This is a genomic window from Enterococcus spodopteracolus, assembly GCF_030441955.1.
GTDB classification, from domain to species: Bacteria; Bacillota; Bacilli; order Lactobacillales; family Enterococcaceae; genus Enterococcus_B; species Enterococcus_B spodopteracolus.
On sequence record NZ_JARJHD010000005.1, the window covers coordinates 57582 to 77182 of the forward strand.

Below are 19601 nucleotides of genomic sequence, written 5' to 3' on the forward strand. Positions count from 1 at the left end.
TAAGGAAAAGTTATAATAAAAATGGAGAAATAAACTAGAGACAATAATCTTTTTAATCCATATCTCCATTTTATCCAAAATGATTTTTACCTTTCTAAAGAATTAAACCTTTTTCTTTGATATCTCAAAATTCCAGTATCTCCAATTACATATAATTTGTATTTTCCATGCCCAACTCTAAATTCTTTTCTTTCTCCATTCTCAAATTCGAATAAAAGATAGTAAGTAATTGATTGATTAGAAATCCCATTCGCATCAATATTACTGCTACTTCTCATGCTTTTATCCACTAATGTGGCAGGAACAGAAATTTCCGGTGCTGATTCATTCCTTAAGAACTCCATAATTTGATATAAGATTATTGCTATAAAAATTAAGGCAAACAAAGTAAATAGAAAATCCATATAGTTACGCTCCTTTTCATTTTTATTGGAAATTATAAGAATACAAAATTTCTATATCATGATAACAAATTAATTATAAAATAAATTAATTAATTAGATATCAATCCCTAAAAAGATATTTTTCTAGCTCATAAAATATGGAAACTCACACTAAAATAATGACCCTCAATAAAGTCAATAAAATCAAGGGGTTTCTACTTGTTGACAATAATACAAGATTATTGTAATACCAACGATATTTCAATGAATTTTTGAAAAAACCTCTCTCAAATGAAACGAAGAAATAATTGTGGGGAATTAACCACTAACTTTCATCTGAGAGATGTTTTTTGCATTTACAATTTACATGAATACTGATTGAACACTTATATATCAATGGCTATATGTAAATTCTCAAAGTCTAAATCTAGCACAACTAAAATATAATAGTTACCCATTTGACCATGAATAACAATAATTTTAATTTTTAATAGCTCCGAAGTATTTGCTCTATAATTATAATCAATCCTGTGCTGCTTAAATTGCGTTCTAAGCGTTTCTAATCTTTTATGTATAATTTATCGCAAATGATTCCCAAGGCTCTAAGGAACAATATCAGACCTTTTTAAAATTAATTTTGAGTTATTTTAATACAATACTTGTAGTTTAGAAAAAATTATATACTTTATGATATATTCTTGTTGAGACGATGTTTAAAGATTATTTTTCTAAGAATATTTAAACTATAATTCATGAATAATTATCTCTATTTTCGTTATATTTAAAACTATAAAGAGCAAATTTTATCTATATTGCTAAACATAAGCACATCTATTAAGTAGGCTATATAAAATCTTACTGGAGCTTAAAAAAAATGCTGATATTTCAACGGTTTATAGCTATTTTAATCACACTATTATCAAACTTAAATAAACTTTTGCATAAAGATATGTGTGCAAACAGGTAAATTCCCCTAGATTTTATTGACTTTTATTATCCTACCATTTTACAAATCTAGAGGGAATATCCTCTATAGATGTGTATAATGATTTCTATCAATTATGCCAGTGTTTCTTGAGATAAACTATAAAGATTTTCTTATCTCGCACTTTTTCTTTTTTTAAGTTACTATTATATTAACAAAAAATAAATAGAGAGTTGGAACATATAATGAATACTCACAAGATGCAATTTGGATGGATTATCGAAGTTCCTAAGTATTTGTCGATACTAACTAATAAAGATGGCTTAGTTGCTATTGTTTCTGGATATGCTACCTTTGGAGACAATCAATCATTATTAATTACGTTATCAGAAACATCTGCTGAAGTGGCAGTAACTCCTCACTATATTTCATCTTTAACGATTTCAACAGATAAAAAGATTAAAATAGCTATCTCGCCGTTTTATGAACAACAAATGGTTGAAATTGAAAAAATGAATTCTGATGGTCAAATCACAGATTAATACTTCTCAAATCTTATTGACTATTATAATCATTAGTAATTTCTTTGCTAAAATTTCATAATAAATTTTATGCTGCTTAAATTGCGTTCTAGGTGATTATAAATTTTTATGTATAATTCATCGAAAATCATTTTCAAGACACTAAGGGATGAAGGTGGAATGTTCAAAACGAATTTAATGTTATTTAAACACCTGTACATTTAATAAAGAATAAAATGTACCATTAAAGATATACTATTGTTATGATTTTTTTTAGGACTGATTCCCTAAAAATATATTTAAACTAGGATTCATGATTAATTACCACTAATTAGTTATTTTAGGAACTATAAAGAGCAAACTTTCGCTATTTTATTAAACCTATAATTCTCTGTTTAATACGGTGGTAAAACCACCGATTTATCAATGCTTAAAAGTAAAAATTAAAAAAAATGAAAATAAAGTTGCTCAAAAGTCGCTTTCCTCTAGGGAAATATTTCAGTTCGTTTTAGCGGTATATAATATTATAGAAAAAAATAGAATTTTTTTGAAAAAGACCTTTAAAAATATCCCTTTTTTCTAGGAGAAAATCGAGATTCATTTTAGGGGTATAAAATAGAATATATTAATATATACCCCTAAAATGAATTGATAAAAACCTATTGATTTTATTGACTTTTATTAACCTATTTTTTCAAAAATTAAAAAAATTAGATGAAATTCAAGAGAAGATTATTCCTAATTCTCTTAAAAATCATCCAAAAATTAATTCATTTAGATTCTAAAATACCTTAATAATAATTAGAGCATTTAGAAATCTATTCTTACTGATGATAAATAATTACTTTAGAACTAAATTTACCTTTTATTTCTAGAAGGTTATTAGTTTCTATATTATTCCTATGTCTTATCAAATCATACTTATTCATCATATCAGCTCTAACTTTATTATATTTATCCCTAGCTGTTGCTTTATTTATCTTTAATTTTTTAGCTATCAATTCAATTAAATCTGCTTCAAATACATAGCCATGTTTCTTTAACTCCCTAAAAAGTATTTTTGTAACTTTGTCTTCAAATTCCACGTTCTCTTTAGGTAGATTGGAATCTTTCTTACTCATTTTAATCAATTTTCTTTTTTCTAAAGGGGTATATGCTTGAGGAAAATCCTTCTTTGCCTTCTCTAATCCAAACATTCGATAAACGACTTCAAATCCTAGGCTTTTGATAGTTGTATCATTTTTCTCCAATATCTTAGCGATTTCAAAAGCATTCCCTAAATCAATTGTAGGAATATAAACATTACTTGTTCTTATTTGCTTGGAATCATTTTCTTGTTTATCAATCAATTGTTCTTTTAATTCTACTGGAATACTCTCTGGTGGTAACTTTGTGACCATTTCCATCACTATAATTAAATTCATTATATTTGAAATTTTATTTCTAGAATTTTTCTTATGCAACCTATCATTGACATATTTTGTGATTCTGTCTAAAGATAAATAGTTCAAATATTGTAATTCTCCTGTAGTTTTATCCAGATAAGTAAAATCGAACATGATATCCATTATTTCAATCACTTCATCTTCATAACGATTTAAATAACTATAGACTTCTGGATAATTATTTTTCAATTGTTTATATCTCAATTGGTCTCTTAAATCGTTATAATCACGCTTTGCTTGACCTATTTCACTTAAATAACTTATTTCACTATCAGTCACTTCAATTAATAAATCCATCACTTCAGAAAATGAACGAAATCCTAAGTATTCCTTTAATACTTTCACAATATCTCCATGAAATGGATGACTTTCAGAAAAGCATTTATACATATAAATTTGAATATCTTTCGTAAAATAAACGCTGGCACTTGGATTATCTTCTTCATGAAAAATATCATAGAATGGATTTTCATCAGATATTTCCAAGAACTCTCGCATATCTCTTGTTTTAAAATAATTAGAAGCTGTAATATCATCAGGAAAAATATTGCTGTGTTCATTGCCAAACTTTTGTTTGACTAAATCATATTTCTTATACTTCAGTAATAAGTAGACAGGTGTGTCTTTACTTAGCATTTCCCCAGTTACTACTTCCAATGGATTAGTAGTTTTCATCTTTTCGTCAATAAGCAAGCTATCAATATCTAACCGATTATCCCAATCAATCACTTCATAACCACTATTACTCCCAAAAAACATTCTACTTGTTTGACCAATGCTTGTGTCAGCTTGTGGGTATTTTTTAAGTAAAGATTGATATATCTGTTCTATCTCATGATTCTCTGTTACCAATTTATCCAATTGAAAAACAACTCTAAATTTATCAACCTCAGAGAACAAGTCACTAAATGTTCGATAGATAAAACAAGCATTCTCTTGCATAAACGTATCGGCTTCTAAATCGTCAATCGTATATAAATTATTCTCATCCTTGTTATCAAAATCCAACATCACTAGTTCTTGTCCGACAATCTTCGTCATTTTTGATAACTTATTTTCTGATAATTCAGCTAAAACAACCGTTTTCCCATTCACAGCTATTTCTTCCGCAAATTCTTGAATAGTTATCTCTCTTAAATTGTTCATAATAGTATTAGAAATCTTCTTTACTTTGTATTGGTCTGGTTTTACTTTATTCAGAATATTACTTAGATATACTTTCATACTCTCTGTCCTCCAACATTAGTAATCTACCGTATTTCATCACAATCACTTTCTCTAATAATATCGTTTTTTCTTCCGTCAATCCACGTTTTCCTTTTCTAAAATTATGCAAGTTTTGGTTATGAATATTGATTGCTTTAGAAAAAACCGTCATTTTTACTCCGTAGATTTTGTCTAAAATATGTAACCATGCTTTGACTTTTTCTTGTTTCTCAGTCAATTCCTCTGCTGTTAATTTTTTTGAATCCATTTAATTATCCTCCGTAAATTATTATATTAATCAAAAATGGGTCCTTACATTACCATCATCTAATGCTGAAGTAAAGTAAATCTATCACAATCGGACAATGAAATAATTGGTGTATTTTTATTAAAAGCATACTCTTATTTTATTACTTCTTTCTTAGATTCATCAAAACTATTAAAAACACTGATATATCAATGTTTATTATATTTTCCATCTTAAATCCAACCTAAAAAACACCTCTCAGATGATTTTTAATGGGGATTTACCCACAAAAAAAGTTTCGTGTTGTCTGAGAGGTGTTTTTCAAAAAATTGTGCTTTAAAACGTTGATATAACAGTAATCTTGTATTTTTGTCAACAAGCATAGAACCCTTGATAAATAAGGGTTTTTTAAAGGTCATTTTTTAAGTGGTTTTTATTGTAAATTTTGAGCAAAAAAAGAGACATGATTTTACTCACATCTCCTCCAACATTTCTGCATTAATTTTATCCATGTATTTATCCCAAAGTAACTTCACAAGCTCATCAGATAATAACAAACGTTCCTGCTCGCTTTTTGAACACTTGGCAAACTCATCATATAATTGATTGGCTATTCCATTTACAACTAACTTAGTAATCGTTACATTTGCTTTGAAAAAAGTGCTTTTCACTTTGTGAATAATATATTTTTTCGTTGCTAAATTATTCATCTTCTTTGTCCACGCTTAATTCCATCCATTGCTCACCATCTTCATTAATTCTAAATCGGAAAAGCGTATTATTTAACTTCCCAACGTCTTGAATATTTTCATCTAAAAATACTTTCTCTGTTTGTTCTTCATATTTTTTCTTGTCATCGATGATTCTCTGATTCCACTCATCAACCTTGTCTTTCAATTCTTCTTGTTCACTTTCAGATATGCTATACGTTCTCAAATAGTCAATTTCAGGACTGTAAGTTGCTAAATTTAGTAATTCTGGGAATATATACATTGTTTTCCTACTATCAAAATTTCCCCTAGCAAAGTAGCCTTCTTCTAATCGTTTTGAATTCTGGGTCTCAACAGGCATGGCATTAATAATTTCAACAGTTCTTGGCACATGGCTTCTCACTTTTGTAACTAGGTATGCAAAATCTTCAGCCGATAATTCTTGTGTCACAAGGCTTGATACATATTCACTTAATGTTGTATAGCCACCACGAAAGTTTTTTGGATTATCTAAATACCAATCGTTACTTAAACTGATGGTTTCAAAACTATTGGCTTCAGCAAATTCAGAATCACTGGAAGCATATAAATCGTGTTCGGAAGCATATCCTTTAGGAAACGCTAATAGATATAGCTTTTCCTCAACTAATTCATCTTTTAATAAGTTTTCAAATCGTTCAGGGTCATACGGATACTGTCCTGCTCCTGTTTCCACAAATTTATTGATTCGATATTGAGCCAGTTCTTTTAAATTTAACTGATAACTTAATCCAGAAAAATCTCCTTCTAATTCAGTAAATTTTTTACTCTTAGTATTGTAAACAAAATATTCTAATTTTTTATATTTATTATCATTAATGTGACTTCCTATACTAAATTCAAAAATTAAATTTCCTGATTCATCTGATTCAGGGTCGTCAGTCATACGAAATGGTTCTAAATCTTTAGCATCATCTATCGTATATTCTCTATGATGTTCATATTGGTAATAACTAATACTTGCAATTAGGATAATACTTATAAGAATCCCTATTAAAATCCCCAATTTCTTTTTATTCATTAATCTCAACACCTTTTATTTATCTTTTATTACTAAATAAATATTCAAAAGTCCAGCTCCTAAAATCTAAAAAACTAGATAAGTCATTAAAATTTCAATCTGTAAAACAAGTAACACGATAATTACTACCATTGTGATAATAGAAACTTCCTTATTTCATTCAGAAACCATCTTTTCAAACCAAGGTTCAACTACATCTCGAATAATTATCTTTATAGGAACTTTTAAATCCATAAAACTCACCCTTTTCTTCACATAATAAGAGGTAATAAATCAACGTTTTTGCCACAACAAAATAAGACCATTCCATCAACTTCAAAAATGTTGATACAATCGTCTTTTTTATGTATTTTATTTTTTTATACAGTGTCGGTAAAAAACGTTGATTTATTGCCGGTAAAATCTTGCTTCCCTCCAATAATGTTACCCTTAGATTGATAATTTATCAAGTCTCATTTTCGGGATAAACCTGCTTTTTTAGCAATATTGTAAACCGTTTTCTCAGATACACCACATTTTTTTGCAATTTCTTTTAGCGATAACTTATTTTCTTGATACAAAATAATAATTTTTTTGCATTTATTTTTCTTAATCGGTGGTCTGCCTAGTCGTTTATCCGAGTTAGCCAACGCTTCTTTTGTTCGTAAACTAATACTTTCCGCTTCAAACTCTGCAATACCTGCTAAAACGGTAAAGAACAAGCGTCCGCTCGCTGTTCTGGTATCGATGGATTCTTGGATACTTTTCAGATAAATCTCCTGCTCATTCAGTTCAGACATTAAATTTACTAATTGTTTCGAGGAACGACTCAACCTTGATAAATTGTAAATAAGTAAAGTGTCACCTTTTTCCAAGCAATTCAACGCTTTCTCTAGTTCTGTTCGATTTTCTTTTCGCCCACTGATTTGTTCAGAAAATAATTCATCTGGCTCAAATCGTTCTAATGCTTTTCGTTGTACTTCCAATCCTAGGTCTTGTGTGTTTTTACTTGTGCGTATATAACCAATAGTTCTTGTCATAAATGGTTTCCTCCTTTCCTTTTTCTTAGTTTAGTTTAAATAAATAATTTTAAATACAAAAATACCCTGACTAACTGGGGAATAGTCAAGGTAATTGAAAAACACTTAAAGATTTAGAGGTCATTATAAATGGTTTTCGTCAAGGTAATTATATTATCTCATCAAATATAACGATTGTCTATAAAATGAATCATACCTTTACTTTTCTATTATATCCCCTTAAACAAAGCATTAATTGCTTATTTATCGAATTATACACAGCATTTCTATACACTAAAAATTTGTAAAAACACTCAGATTCGATATAATAAAGAGGTGATAAAATAACACAAAGGAGGTATTTTTAATGACAAATGGAAGCTCACAAGGACTATTTGTAGTTGTAGCAATCGTAATATTCGGTATTTTTGTTTTGATAAGCTATTTACTATTCAAGGATACTTTAAAGCCTAGTTTATCCGGAGTATTTAGCGATAGTTTAGGACAATCAACAGATTATTTAACAGGAGTCGCAAACCAAGAATACTTAAATTTTTCTACTACTAACGGAATTGGAATAAACGGTTTAACTTCAAGTGCTTATAACGAAGATGGAAGTATAAAATCAAATTTAAAAACACTAGTATTACCGAATACTATTCGTGGTAAGGATTTAAAAACTATTGATTTTAATAATTCAGGCACTAGATTTCAAGGGGTCGAAAAAATAGTTGGAAATTCTAATCTAAATAGAGTGACTTCTACAGCAAATATGAGAAGTGACACTATACTTGAATTAGATTTCAGCAAAACAAAAGTAACAAATTTAGGAGTTCAATATTTTTTAAGAGATAATACATCAATAAAGAAATTGACATTAGGGGAACATTTTACATCTTTTGGGTATGCTCCATTTCAAAATTCTGTGTTAGAAGAATTAACTTTAACAAATAAGACGTCAATAACAGATTTATCTGATGGGTTTATGGCTATTCCAAGAAATCAAATAACTCTAAACGCCCCTAAAGAATTAGAAGAACAACTAAAAAGCTATGAAAGTAGATTTAAAAAAGTAAACTATTACTAACAGTAAACCATCAGAATTAATCTGTTGGTTTTTTTCTTTGTCAACAATTCTAACTATGTCATTAAAATTTCCATCATCGTTTTTACGATGGTATAATATAGATATATAGTAAATTGAAAATGGATAATTACGAGATGGATACTAGAGAGAAATTTCTCTTTTTTTCTCTTAATTTTTCTACCCCTACATTATCCCTACATTCTCAATTTCCATACCCTACATCAACCCTACATCAACCCTACACAAAGTGCTTTTTGGATTTTATGGATGATAACTTTTAGATAACTTTCGTGATAACTTTTTGAAAACTCGATGATTTTTGATGAAATTTTACAAATTTCTAATGGAAACCTCCGTGAATTTTTCAAAACAGCAGCTACCTAAAAAAATTTCTAAAATTTGAACAAGGGATTCCCTACTATGTAAAGGTCATAAAATTGGATTATTTCAACCTTTCTTAGCTATGCAAAAATGGATACTTTTGAGATTGAAAATTACTGAAAAAAAATGTATAAAAATTATTGGAGGGAGTGAATTTGAAAAAATATATTGTCAACAAAAGAGCAATTGATGGTGATGAATTATTACACTTAATTATAGCATCTAATGGGATTTATGAATCCACCCTAGAGAAACTACTACAATGCAACAGAATCAGCTTAGAAGCTCGATTAAGCACTTTAAAAAAGCATAAATGGGTTTCTAAAAAGAAGTTATCTAAACACTTCTACTATGCTAAAAAGTTTGATTTAGACAATTTAAATCGTCTGGACTTGCAAGCTGATGCCATACAAAAAATGTTAACACTAGGCTTTAGAACAAATGAACTTTCAATAGCTACGAATCAACAAAAACAAGTGAGTGCTACTTTTTATAGTTCTGTAAGAAATATCTATAATCATAAAAATTTCAGTCAGAAGCCACAAGCTTTCCAATTGTTTAATCAATGTTTGTCTAATCAGAACAAAGAGTTGCTCTTAGATTTTATAAATCACCATCATGTTCAGATACCTGTTCAATTCTCTAGTATTCGTGATGATAATCAACTGTTTCATACTTCCTCTTTAGATAATTTAGATATTGTTGCAATTCCTACCATGCAACAACTACCTAAAATTATAGAAAAATTGAAAGATTTCAATATGTATCGAGTGAAAAATAATACTGAATTTATCCGAGATGATATTTTAATTTATATCCAAAGCAAAGATAGTTTCTATTACTATATAAAAAAAGAACAACAATGGCATTTGATTAAAATAAATAGTCTTTTTGAACTACTTTTCTATTTAGCTAACTTTTTCAAGACCACTAAAAAAATTATTTTTTCAAATGACATAGATAATTATGAAGGATTAAATAATTTATATAAAAGAAGCACTGAGAATAGAAAACAATATAATACCATTGCGAAAAAGAATGCAAAAAAAGAAGCACAGTCTTAGTTGATTGTGCTTTTATATTGATTATTTAAATGGATTGAAATTATCTAAACTTGACTGAAGCTCCTCTTCCTCAATACCAATATAACGCAAAGTTACGCTCTGCGAACTATGATTTAGAATTTTCATCAGTGAAGTTAAATCTTTTGTTTTCTGATAATAGGTATAACCAAAGGTTTTTCTCAATGTATGAGTTCCTATATAGTCTAAATCAAGAATATTAGCCGTTTTCTGCATAATCTTATAATATTGATGGGTAGCTAAATGTTTCGTATTATCCCTAGGTGATGGAAATAACCACTCACTTTCCCCATCATGTTCTTCATCTAGATATATAATGATTTGATTAGTCAATTGCATCAGATTAAGTGTTCTTTTCTTTCCTGTCTTTTTCTCAATAATATTCGCTTTTAATTTCCCTTTTACATCTTCCACTTTTAGATTCAATATATCTGAAATTCTTAGTCCAGTAAAAACACCAAACACAAAAATCGTATAATCTCTTTGTCCATGTTTATTTCTTAGTAATTCAGATGCAAAATTCTTCAATACCTCTTTTTCTTTAATTGGTTTGACATTAATATTTCCTTGTGGCATATTCCTCCCTCCATAATGAATGATTTATGGATACTTTCTATCTCTCATAATATAAATCTATCCATCTTTATTAAATCACAGTCTCAACTATTGATAGATTAAGGTTTACGATGGATAGAAATTGAAAAAGTATCCATAATTTTATTATATCTACAGATGTAAACTGTAGCAAATTTGTAGAACACGAAAAAACCACTTATATTTTTCTAAGTGGCATACGATTATTATTAATTTATTAAAAACCAATCTTTGTCAATAGAGTACATTTTACTTTCCCACGGATTATCTATATCTAAAATTTTTCTTTCATGATACATATCTTTAGAATCATAATATGATATTCTAACTTCACTAAAATCGTCTTCAATTTCTGATTTTTTAATTAGAAATTGCAAATCGAATTTTGAAATAGATAACGGCTCTAAAATAAAGGAGTAGGCTCCGTTGTTAGCATAGGCGGTTTCTTTTATATGCGAAGCTTGAACCATATTACTAATGTATTTACCTTTATTATAGATTTGAAGATTAACGTTTCTAATAATTTCTCTTTTTTCTTTAGTATTATGAAATTCAATCCAAATTGGAACTGAAAAAATCATATCCTTACCATCTTTGATAAATCCATATGGTTGATTGTTTACCTTGCTATAGACTTTTTTTATATAGATTTTTACTGTTCCTTTATTAGAAATTAAATATTGAATAAGCGTTTGCCCAAGGAAACCAATCATTGTTGATATTAGAGAGACTAAAGCTCCAATAAGAAGTAAATTTATATCATTATTCATTTTGGTCTACCTTTCCATCATACATAAGTTGTTCAAAAGTATTCGAAAGAGTCTTAACTTTTTCAGTAGTTATGATTTCTTTTTCAATATCCAATGTATCTAAGTTTCCAAATTGATGTTCAAGGTTAATCAAAAATAAAATAAGTTTGCTTTTTATATTACTTAATAATTGTTCCAAAGATAAATTACTATATTCTTTAAAAATTTCATAACACATAATATTTGTATTTTTAAGTATATCAGGTGCTAGATATGTTAAGTCTTCGCAAACAGTTTCATTTTTTTGAATAATTCTTTCAATAGATTTTATACTAATATATATATTAGTTTCATTAAGACCATCTCTAAATCTTTCAGAAAAATGGAGTAATGGTAGTGGCTGATTCTTCATTTGAAAATTACCATTAATTCCTGAATAAATCAATTTATAAGCAATATTTCTTCTATATTCTGGCAAAGTAGCTTGTCGGTGATAACCATTTATTTCTGACAATATCCATTTAGAAATAAGTTGATTGTCAAGCTCACTAGTTATCAAAAGTAATCTTTGTAATGATTCTTCAATACTAATACTATTCGTAGCAATATCTTTGATTAATTGACTTTTTGCCATTATAGTCACCTTCCTCATTTAAATTAATACTTAATTATACCTTTTTAAAAATACAATAACAATTGAACGTTCGATTTATTTAAATCGTCTGCAATGGTGAAAAATTTACCGCTTTACTAATTTCATCTTCAATATTTAAACTTCTTAGATAAACTTCCGTTGTTTTAATTGAAGCATGTCCTAATAATTTCTGAATTCTATAAATATCAGTGCCATTACGAACCAATTTTTGAGCAAAATAATGTCGAAAACTGTGTGGACTTACCCGAATAGATTTTCTAATCTTGCATTGATTTCCAATTTTTATGATTGCTCGTTCAGCTAAAATATAGTTGTATTGTTTGCCTTCTCTTGTTAAAAATACATAATTGTCTATATTCTCTATTTCATTATATTCAAAAAAGGAATTTGCTACTCGCTTGTATTTTATATATTCTTTGTAAATCAACGGTGAGCAATGAACAATCCTATCTTTCTTTCCTTTAGCATTTTCAACAAATAACTCTTTATTAGTGATGTGAACATCTTTTAAGTTCATTACCTCATTAATCCTAAGTCCTGTATCTACAAGAATAAGCAAGAGCAAATAATCTCTTTGATTCGTGAATCTAGTTTGATAGCCAGTATGTTGCTTATCCATTTTCTGAGGTTTAAAGAAAGTTAACTTCTTTGCTACTTTCAACATTTCTTTGATTTCCATATCATTAAATGTCTGAATAATTACCTTACGCTCTTTTACCCACTTAACACGCATACAAGGGTTTCTATCGTATCGGATATAATCTTCATCTACACAATACTTAAAATACGCTCTGATGCTTCTTAGATGGCTATTCACATATGTTTCAGCACAGCCCTCTTCTAATTTCAGCAACATGAATTGACGAATGCTTTTTGGTGTCACGTCTTCAATAAAGTATATCTGCTCTTTTTTCAAAAATTCAAAGAACAGTTTCAAAAACTTCTGATGCTTCTTTATCGTCTTTTGTGAGATTCCTCTAGCTTTTTCATTGAATAACATTTCTTCTAATAGTTCCTCTAACCTGAAATTTTTCAAAACAAAAACTCCCTTATCAACTTTTTCTAAAAGTTAATAAAAGAGTTCAGAAATTGTCTTCTCATAAAGTATGGTATCCGTATCGAAAATGACCACATTTTATCTGGTATCCGAAGTCCGAAAAATCGGCTTAGACTACATACTAAATGAGTGAGAAACGCTGTTAAATCAGCACTATTTCCTATCTAATTCCTAGAGCAATTCGTGCATAACGACTCATTTTATCGGTTGTCCAAGCGGGATACCAGACTAATTTGACTTCTGCTTTCGACACTTCTGGCACTTCTTTTAGTGCATCATGGATCGATTCAGTCAAGATATCAGCTAACGGACAGCCCATCGTTGTCAAAGTCATTTTAACAACGGTATCTCCATTTTCAGGGTCAAATTCGATTTCATAGATCAAACCTAGGTTCACGATATCGATTCCTAGTTCTGGGTCAATCACCATTTCTAACGCGGTGAGAATTCGCTCTTTGATTTCATCTACTTCTTCAGCAGACCATTTTTGTTCACTCATTCTTCGGATTCTCCTTCTCACAATTTTTGTTTATCATACCTTTTTTTAAGGGGTTTGTAAATATTCATTTGGCAAGCGAAGTCTTGACAGTAATGTTTCACCTCAAGAACTAAGGTAACAGCTACGCAAATTGTTTTTCAAATTTTTTTATAGATCCTCTTAGTTCCTAAGAAGTTACTTCTTTTTCCACCAGTTATTCGGTTCAACGGTGACAAACAAGGGGGTAGATTTGTTTGTCTATCCCTTTTTTATTTGCTTTTTGCCTTTTTAGATGCATGTTTGATTTCAGGAAGAACCCCTGTTGAACGATACATTTTTTGTTCGTTCTCATTGGCAAAGCGACCAAAAACAGAATGCGTTGGTAAAATATTGATGAACGCATCTTCGTCGATCTCATGGACGATTTGATCAAGATCATACATTTCGTAACGTGTGATGACCATCATGATCATTTTTCCTTCACGTTTTGAATAGCCACCAACTGAAGGTAAGAGAGTCATCCCCCGAACCATACGTTGCGCAATTTCAGCAGTCACTTCTTCAGGTTTCACAGTGACAATCATGGCGGTCACTTTTTGGTGACTCGTATGGATCGCATCGATGACTTGAGTCATTGCATAGATCGAGATGATTGTATACAAAGCACTTTCCCAATTAAAGAGGAAGCCAGCTGCTACGACGATAATGCCATTTAAAATCAGCATATAGTTTCCTACGGTTTTCCCTGTCGTTTGAGAAAGAACCAATGAAATGATGTCCATTCCCCCAGTCGTAAATCCCATTTTAAGAGAAATACCGACACCGACGCCAAGTAAAACACCACCTACTAATGCATTCATCAGTATATTATCTGTTACCTGTCCTGTCGGTAAAACTGTCGTCATGACTGACACACAAACAACGTTGATGAAACTAAGTACAGTTGCGCGTTTTCCGACTTTTAAAAAGCCTAGTATAAATACAGGAATATTCAATAGAAAAATAAACGTTCCAGTATCGACATCTATATGGACCCATTCAGATAATAGTGAAGCAATGATTTGGGCGATCCCGTTCATTCCGGCAGAAAAGACGTTGGCTGGAATCAAAAAATAATTCAATGCCACCGCTGCAGTCAAACCGGTCATCAAGATAACCACTATTTTCTTAAGATTTTCGTTTCTTTGATAGACAGTCATGAATCTGCTCACAAGCACCTCTCCTTTTCAAGTTTATTCCAAATGTAAGAATAACAGTTTCTTCCAGAAAATAAAATAGTGACTACTTAAATGAGAAGAATTTTAGTAAAGATGTCACAAAAAAATAAGCCTATGCTACAATAAAAGAAAACCGAATGAACGAGGAGGACATTATGGCAAAAGATGCAAGTTTTGATATCATTTCAGAAGTATCTATTGAAGAAGTAAAAAATGCAATCCAACAAACTACGAAAGAATTAACTAACCGTTTCGATTTCAAGGATTCAACGGTTGAGATCAAGTTAGAGAATACAAATAAATTAGTTGTGCTAAGTGACGATGAATTTAAAATCGAACAAATCAAAGATGTTTTGTTTGGAAAATTGAATAAACGCAATGTGCCAATCAAAAATATCCACTTTTCTGAGACGGAACACGCTTTAGGTGGGAAAGCACGCCAATCTGCTGATCTTGTCAATGGAATCGACCGCGATAATGGCAAGAAGATCACGACCGCGATCAAAAATGAAAAACTAAAAGTGAAAACACAGATCCAAGAAGACCAGATCCGAGTAACTGGTAAAAATCGCGATGATCTACAAGCTGTGATCGCACTTTTAAGAAAACTAGACTTACCGATCGAATTGCAATTTACGAACTACCGTTAGTTCATGGGTACTATTGAGATATCACTAAAAAAGGACAAGCATTTTGCTTCGTCCTTTTTTAGTGGTCTTGCCAAAACTGATGGATAGTTTGTGATAGTGCCTCAACTGTTCGAACTTCTTTTGCTTGGTGCCAATGTGGCGGGAAGAGTTTACGATAATTTGATGAAGCAAAGCGTTGATCGGCTAAAAGCACAATGCCTTGATCTTCCATATCTCTGATTACTCGCCCAGCAGCTTGCAATACTTTATTCATTCCTGGTAACTGGTAAGCATAAGCAAAACCTAGCTGTTCTTTTTCATCATAGTAAGATTTGATCAACTCTTGCTCATGATTCATTTGTGGTAAGCCCACACCAACGATCATACTACCAATCAATCGTGATCCGCGGAGATCGATTCCTTCTGAAAAAATGCCGCCAAGTACACAAAAGCCTACTAATGTTTCTTGCGGTTCGACTATAAATTCTGCTAAGAAATCTTCTCGTTCTTGTTCATTCAACTTGGTTCCTTGGATAAGTGTGCGAGTCGAAGGGTAGGTTTCTTTGAACACTTCGGCGACTTGGTCCAAATATTGATAGGAAGGAAAGAAAATCATATAATTGCCCGTCTTCCCTTGAATGAAACGTTGAATCGTTTCTACTAAACGTGGCATACTCTGCTCTCTTTTGCGATACGTCGTTTCAAGATAACTTGCTATAAGTACTTGTTGATTCTCAATTGGGAATGGACTAGGTAAGCGATACGCTAAACTCTCTTTGCCCCCTAATGTTTCTTGATAATAAGAAAGTGGTGAAAAACTCGCAGAAAACAAAAGGCTACTCCGTCCTTTGTTCAACGATTGTTCTAAAAATAAACTAGGATCGATGCAAAATTGCTTCACGATCAAATCATGGAAACTTTTCTCTACAGTTGTTTCATAGTGATCGTCATAGAATTCACTGATTTTTAAAAAATGATTCAAGTCAAAATAAAATCCTAAAATTTGCTCTTGCATCGGATGTTCAGGATATTCAGCCAACCATTCTTGAATAAATTCGCCGAGTTGAAACCCTGCGTTGATCAATGAATCTGCTGGGGCTTTTTGATGATGATAGTTCCACCCTTCTTCAAGAGCAATTTCTTGGATCTGATCAAAAGCTTTTAAAAGACGATTCCATCGACGACGTAGTTTTTTAAATTCCTTCGGGATCTCTCCATAGACTTTACGTGCTTTTCCATAAGATAACTCAGCAGAATACATTTCTCTTGAACGATTGACTAAATTGTGTGCTTCATCGATCAAGAAAAGATGATCTTCATTTTTCTCTTCATCAAAAAAACGTCTCAAGTAAACCGTTGGGTCGAAAAGATAGTTGTAATCTCCGATGATCACGTCACACCATAAGCTGACATCTAAAGAGAGTTCAAATGGACATAAAGTATGTTTCTTCGCATATTTCTCAATCACCTCACGAGTGATCTGGTTTTCGTGGTTCAATAAATCCCATAACCCCTCGTTGATTCGATTATAATAGCCATTTGCATAAGGGCATTGGTCCGGATTACACGTTGTCTCATCTAAGAAGCAAATCTTATCTTTCGCAGTCAAGGTCACACTTTTTGTCTCAGCTCCAACATCTTTTAACGCTGCTAATGCATCTTCAGCCACCTGTCTCGTAATAGTTTTCGCGGTTAGGTAAAAAATACGTTCTCCTTCATCTTCTCCAATCGCCTTTAAGGCTGGGAATAATGTAGAGATCGTTTTTCCAGTACCAGTGGGGGCTTCCGCGAACAGTTTTTGTTTTGTCCGGATCGTTTTATAGGCAGCAACTGCCAGTTCCCTTTGTCCTTTACGATACTCTTCGTATGGAAACTTTAGTGCCATCAATGAGGCATTACGTACCGTGCGCCAATTTTCCTGAAAAATCAACCACTCTTGGTAATCCTCGGTCAGTTTTTTAAAAAACACTTCCAGTTGTTCTCTCGTCTGATGTTCCACTTTCCGTGTGATCACTTCTTCTGTGGTTTGATAATAGGTTAGCTGGAGGTTGATCTCCTCTAAGTTGTTTACTTGACTATAAATATAGGCGTACACTCTTGCTTGATGAAAAAACAATTCGACTTGTTCAGGTTCTAAATCTTCAAAGCGTGGTTCCGACGTTTTAATTTCGTCGATGTGGTACACACCCTCTTTTTTGAAGATACCATCTGCTCGTCCTTCAACGATCAGTTCATAAGGATCAAGCTGTACGCTGGTTTGTAAGAACACTTCTTTTTGATACTCTTCGCCTGCTTCTTTTTGGAGCTTGCGATGGATTTTTGCACCTTCCAAGGCGGTATGATTACTTTTCTTTCGATTATCGATACTTCCGCGACGCAAGATGAACTCGACTAAGTGACGGACAGATATTTTAGATTTTTTCACCATGGTCGCCTCCTTCTTGTATTAGAGTACCGCAAAATAGACCGTTTCGCAAAAAACAAAAACACCCTGCTCGGATAAGCAGGGATATAGGATATAGAATTTGGATTTTTGGATACACTCAATGTAACAAGAGTAAATGAAAAATCAATGAAAATTTTCTATTCTTCCGTTTAAAATTTTTAAACACTTTTCATATAATCTGACAATTCAGATAACTGATGTTATAAAAGTAGACACTTTTGTTTCTGATCCATATTTGCGTTATACTTATATCGAACGATAGAAGAAAGAATTTTTAAAAGTTGGAGGTTTTCTTTTATGCATGTTTTACAATTAAAAACTGGAACAATCGAGGAAAACTGTTACCTTGTCTACAACGACGAAGCGCTTCTGATCATTGATCCAGGAGCTGACGCTGAAATGATCCAAGAACAAATCAAGAAGATCCAGCAACAACCTGTCGCTATCTTACTAACGCATACGCATTACGACCACATTGGCGCTGTCGAAGCGTTGAGAAATACCTATGAGATCCCTGTCTATGTCAGTCCAATAGAACAAGAATGGCTTGGAGATCCAATCTTGAATCTCTCAGGACTTGGTCGCCATGATGATATGGATAATATCATTGTTTCTCCTGCGGAATATGAATTTGAAATGAAACAATACCGTCTTGGGAATATGTCATTTGAAGTCGTTCCAACACCTGGTCATTCAGCCGGTAGTGTTAGCTTTATTTTCGATGACTTCGTGATATCGGGAGACGCACTCTTTAAAGGGAGTATTGGTCGCACCGATCTCTACACCGGTAATTTAGAGCAGTTACTCTATAGCATCACGACACAACTTTTTGTTCTACCAAATGAATTTGTGGTCTATCCTGGCCATGGAGAACCAACAACGATTGAACACGAGAAAAAAACAAACCCATTTTTTAACGCTTAATCAAACTTAGGAGGTCGTTCAACATGAGTGAAACAACCCTGTATATCGTCCGTCATGGTAAAACAATGTTCAATACGATTGAACGTGTGCAAGGCTGGTGTGACACACCATTGACGAAACAAGGACAAGAAGGTATCCATTTTTTAGGTAAAGGTCTAAAAGATATCGATTTTTCTTACGCCTATTCAAGCGACAGTGGTCGTGCAATCGAAACGGCACGGATCGTTTTAAGCGAACATACAAAAGGGAAAGAAATTCCTTACTTTATTGATAAACGGATTCGTGAATGGTGTTTTGGTTCGCTAGAAGGTGGCTACGACATGGAGATGTGGGGTGTCATTCCTCGTGTACTAAATTTTCAAACATACGATGAGATGTTCACCACAGATGTGACCTTTGAACAAATCGCTAATGCCATCTATGAGACGGATACTGCTGGCTGGGCGCAACCTTATGCCGAATTAAAAGAACGTGTCTGGTCAGGTTTTGAAGATATTGCCCATCAGTGTGAGAAGAACAATGGCGGCAATGTTTTAGTCGTCTCCCACGGCCTAACGATTGCTTTTCTTCTTAGCTTGATCGATCCTTCTCAACCAGTTCGTGCTGGATTGTTAAATGGTAGTGTCACAAAAGTAACCTATAAAAATGGTCGTTTTTCAATTGAAAGTGTCAACGATACCAGTTATATCGAACAAGGAAAACAACAGACAAGAGAATCATTTATGTGATGAGTCATTGAATAAGTACATTGAAGTCTTTTGATTTCAGTGTACTTTTTTTGAAGTCCTTTATTTTTGTATTAATCTC

General features: G+C 31.7%; 19 protein-coding genes. 6 read left to right on the top strand and 13 right to left on the bottom strand.

The genetic code is table 11. The annotated features are described in order from the left end of the window. Window positions 1-86: 86 nt before the first annotated feature. Window positions 87-404, bottom strand: coding sequence for a DUF2500 domain-containing protein (locus tag P3R27_RS08235; protein ID WP_136771197.1), 318 nt, complete (start codon window positions 402-404; stop codon window positions 87-89). 1149 nt (window positions 405-1553) lie between these two features. On the opposite strand from P3R27_RS08235, the gene P3R27_RS08240 reads away from it, so the two are divergent. Beyond that, a complete protein-coding gene (locus tag P3R27_RS08240; protein WP_136771024.1) occupies window positions 1554-1850 on the top strand; it encodes a hypothetical protein in 297 nt (98 codons plus the stop codon). Window positions 1851-2653: 803 nt separating this feature from the next. On the opposite strand, the gene P3R27_RS08245 is transcribed toward P3R27_RS08240, so the two are convergent. The 5 genes from P3R27_RS08245 to P3R27_RS08265 form a co-directional block, all read right to left on the bottom strand. After that, window positions 2654-4498, bottom strand: coding sequence for a hypothetical protein (locus tag P3R27_RS08245; RefSeq protein WP_136771025.1), 1845 nt, complete (start codon window positions 4496-4498; stop codon window positions 2654-2656). Continuing rightward, window positions 4479-4748: a hypothetical protein gene (locus tag P3R27_RS08250; protein WP_136771026.1), complete on the bottom strand. Its 270-nt coding sequence runs from the start codon at window positions 4746-4748 to the stop codon at window positions 4479-4481. Before P3R27_RS08250 ends, P3R27_RS08245 begins: the two co-directional genes overlap by 20 nt. A gap of 452 nt (window positions 4749-5200) precedes the next feature. Then, window positions 5201-5437 carry a hypothetical protein gene (locus P3R27_RS08255; RefSeq protein ID WP_136771028.1) on the bottom strand — a complete coding sequence of 79 codons (237 nt, stop codon included), beginning with the start codon at window positions 5435-5437 and terminating at the stop codon, window positions 5201-5203. Continuing rightward, window positions 5430-6497, bottom strand: a complete 1068-nt coding sequence (locus P3R27_RS08260; RefSeq protein ID WP_136771029.1) for a hypothetical protein — start codon at window positions 6495-6497, stop codon at window positions 5430-5432. Before P3R27_RS08260 ends, P3R27_RS08255 begins: the two co-directional genes overlap by 8 nt. Window positions 6498-6949: 452 nt before the next feature. Then, window positions 6950-7516 (bottom strand): recombinase family protein, encoded by a 567-nt coding sequence (locus P3R27_RS08265; protein WP_123834916.1) that lies wholly within the window; start codon window positions 7514-7516, stop codon window positions 6950-6952. 346 nt (window positions 7517-7862) lie between these two features. Between P3R27_RS08265 and P3R27_RS08270 the strand changes: the two genes are divergently transcribed. Further along, entirely contained in the window at window positions 7863-8582 is a 720-nt protein-coding gene (locus tag P3R27_RS08270; protein WP_301390170.1) for a hypothetical protein, read from the top strand. Between the two features lie 536 nt (window positions 8583-9118). Further along, a complete protein-coding gene (locus tag P3R27_RS08275) occupies window positions 9119-10027 on the top strand; it encodes a hypothetical protein (protein ID WP_136771031.1) in 909 nt (302 codons plus the stop codon). A 21-nt stretch (window positions 10028-10048) separates the two neighbouring features. On the opposite strand, the gene P3R27_RS08280 is transcribed toward P3R27_RS08275, so the two are convergent. The 6 genes from P3R27_RS08280 to P3R27_RS08305 form a co-directional block, all read right to left on the bottom strand. Next, window positions 10049-10621, bottom strand: coding sequence for a tyrosine-type recombinase/integrase (locus P3R27_RS08280; RefSeq protein ID WP_301357585.1), 573 nt, complete (start codon window positions 10619-10621; stop codon window positions 10049-10051). Window positions 10622-10848: 227 nt separating this feature from the next. Next, window positions 10849-11409, bottom strand: coding sequence for a hypothetical protein (locus P3R27_RS08285; RefSeq protein WP_104764518.1), 561 nt, complete (start codon window positions 11407-11409; stop codon window positions 10849-10851). Next, entirely contained in the window at window positions 11402-12022 is a 621-nt protein-coding gene (locus P3R27_RS08290; protein ID WP_301399074.1) for an AbiTii domain-containing protein, read from the bottom strand. Before P3R27_RS08290 ends, P3R27_RS08285 begins: the two co-directional genes overlap by 8 nt. A 79-nt stretch (window positions 12023-12101) precedes the next feature. After that, a complete protein-coding gene (locus P3R27_RS08295) occupies window positions 12102-13079 on the bottom strand; it encodes a tyrosine-type recombinase/integrase (RefSeq protein ID WP_194179719.1) in 978 nt (325 codons plus the stop codon). A 181-nt stretch (window positions 13080-13260) separates the two neighbouring features. Next, window positions 13261-13599: a metal-sulfur cluster assembly factor gene (locus tag P3R27_RS08300; RefSeq protein ID WP_019723739.1), complete on the bottom strand. Its 339-nt coding sequence runs from the start codon at window positions 13597-13599 to the stop codon at window positions 13261-13263. A gap of 248 nt (window positions 13600-13847) precedes the next feature. Further along, window positions 13848-14777, bottom strand: coding sequence for a YitT family protein (locus P3R27_RS08305; RefSeq protein ID WP_080693166.1), 930 nt, complete (start codon window positions 14775-14777; stop codon window positions 13848-13850). Window positions 14778-14950: 173 nt separating this feature from the next. On the opposite strand from P3R27_RS08305, the gene P3R27_RS08310 reads away from it, so the two are divergent. Continuing rightward, window positions 14951-15445, top strand: coding sequence for a YajQ family cyclic di-GMP-binding protein (locus P3R27_RS08310; RefSeq protein WP_034689308.1), 495 nt, complete (start codon window positions 14951-14953; stop codon window positions 15443-15445). A 58-nt stretch (window positions 15446-15503) separates the two neighbouring features. Here the strand turns inward: P3R27_RS08310 and P3R27_RS08315 are convergent, their stop codons facing one another. Next, complete coding sequence (locus P3R27_RS08315) at window positions 15504-17852, bottom strand: ATP-dependent DNA helicase (protein ID WP_271525279.1); 2349 nt, start codon at window positions 17850-17852, stop codon at window positions 15504-15506. Window positions 17853-18167: 315 nt separating this feature from the next. On the opposite strand from P3R27_RS08315, the gene P3R27_RS08320 reads away from it, so the two are divergent. Both P3R27_RS08320 and P3R27_RS08325 read left to right on the top strand, forming a co-directional pair. Then, complete coding sequence (locus P3R27_RS08320) at window positions 18168-18794, top strand: MBL fold metallo-hydrolase (RefSeq protein WP_034689310.1); 627 nt, start codon at window positions 18168-18170, stop codon at window positions 18792-18794. Window positions 18795-18817: 23 nt separating this feature from the next. Then, window positions 18818-19522, top strand: a complete 705-nt coding sequence (locus tag P3R27_RS08325) for a histidine phosphatase family protein (RefSeq protein WP_010735634.1) — start codon at window positions 18818-18820, stop codon at window positions 19520-19522. Window positions 19523-19601: the final 79 nt, after the last annotated feature.